Here is a 1,737-nt window from a genome sequence, read left to right as displayed (position 1 = left end):
GACAAAGCCTTTATATTAAGGAAAAACAGGTGATTTAATGGATCATAATAGAAGATTATGGGTCCCGAAAAAATAAGAAATGACAAGGTCGACAGAAAGTGGTAGAATAATGCTTATGAGAAAGGCATTTGTGGAAGACGAGTATTAATAGAACCATATTGGAATGTAAAGGAATTTTGTAAATATCTTGTAAATAAAGATGATGGTGTATTAATAGAACCATATTGGAATGTAAAGTGTTCTCACTCCATTCTCGACATCATTTGAATTTGGTATTAATAGAACCATATTGGAATGTAAAGCAGGGATGTACGCTTAAAGGTTACAACGTATACTACGTATTAATAGAACCATATTGGAATGTAAAGATTGCAGAACTGGGAATGAACGCAGGTTTTTATGTTGTATTAATAGAACCATATTGGAATGTAAAGACAAAATACACGTGGAGCAAGATTAAGGGAGAGCCGGTATTAATAGAACCATATTGGAATGTAAAGATCAAGTACGCCTCCTTACTCTGAACATCCAGTCCCGTATTAATAGAACCATATTGGAATGTAAAGTACGATATTGGCGATCTGTGGTCTCAAGATGGCGGAGTATTAATAGAACCATATTGGAAGGGGAATTCTGCTCTTGGGGACAGGTACTCGAAACTGGGGATAAAAGTTTTGTGAAAAGAGCATAAACTGGCATCAGAGCACTACTTGGGGTCAGGTACTCGAAAGCTGGGATAAAAGTTCTGTGAAAAGAGTATAAACTATAAACTGGCATCTACTTGGATGCCAGTAAAAAAATATTAAAGTACTTTAACAAGTTAATTCAAGAAAGAAAATGGTAGAATAATGCTTATCAGAAAGGCATTTGTAGAAGAACCACTGTAAGCGCAAAATAATTCGACGGATTGTGTTGCCCTAAAAATCAATCCATAATAATCATTAGAGAATGCAAGCATTTCACTTCATTTTCTCTTACCAGAAATGATAGATGCGAGCATTTTACTCTATTCAAGTTATGGAGGTATGCTCATGAGAAGCAAAAGAATACCTGCTGAAGAACAATACCGTCTCATCATGGAATGCCGTCAAAGTGGATTGACAGATCATCAATGGTGTGTGGAACATGATATCAAGCCAGGAACTTTTTACAACTGGGTAAAAAGACTGCGTCAGAAAGGTTGTGTGGATTTGCCGGCGTCAACTGGAAGCACCTATCGTGCACCAGAAAGCCAGGAAGTTGTCAGAGTGGATTTTCATGATACTGACCCGATTCCTTATGAACAGCCATTAAATATAATTCCGGCAGCTACGGAAAGAAATAACCTTTCTGTAGCAGAGCCAATGAAGCTGTCTGTAGGAAGCTTTCATCTAACAATACCAAATGGAACAGATCCTCAGCTTCTGGCTCAAACGCTTCGCATTGTGAAGGAGTTGGAATGTTAGGGGATATCACAGCCGCCAATGAAATCTATATCGTAACAGGCAGAACGGATATGCGGAAATCCATTGACGGGTTGTGTGCTATTGTAGAGGATCAACTCCATATGGATCCAAGGCGAAGTGCCCTGTATCTTTTCTGTGGAAAACGTTGTGACAGGATCAAAGCTTTGCTCTGGGAATCTGACGGATTTGTGCTGCTGTATAAACGTATGGAAGTCCAGGGCAGATTCCGCTGGCCCAGAAATCAGTTGGAAGTAAAACAATTGACCTGGCAGCAATTCGACTGGCTCATGTC

Annotated in this window: 2 protein-coding genes and 1 CRISPR repeat array; both genes read left to right on the top strand. The window is 39.1% G+C overall.

Translation table 11 applies throughout. The features are described from left to right. Positions 1–141: 141 nt before the first annotated feature. A CRISPR array of direct repeats spans positions 142–632; the repeat unit is 30 nt; unit sequence GTATTAATAGAACCATATTGGAATGTAAAG. A 399-nt stretch (positions 633–1,031) separates the two neighbouring features. Next, entirely contained in the window at positions 1,032–1,445 is a 414-nt protein-coding gene (gene tnpA, locus GPK88_RS16055; RefSeq protein WP_173759467.1) for an IS66 family insertion sequence element accessory protein TnpA, read from the top strand. Next, a partial coding sequence (gene tnpB, locus GPK88_RS16050) for an IS66 family insertion sequence element accessory protein TnpB (protein ID WP_215708042.1) occupies positions 1,439–1,737 on the top strand: 299 nt, incomplete at its 3' end. The genes tnpA and tnpB, both read left to right, overlap by 7 nt.

This window comes from Blautia sp. MCC269, from assembly GCF_018785655.1.
In the GTDB taxonomy this organism is placed as follows: domain Bacteria; phylum Bacillota; class Clostridia; order Lachnospirales; family Lachnospiraceae; genus Blautia_A.
Note: the sequence above shows the minus strand (reverse complement) of the source record. Positions and strands in the feature narration are given on the sequence as shown.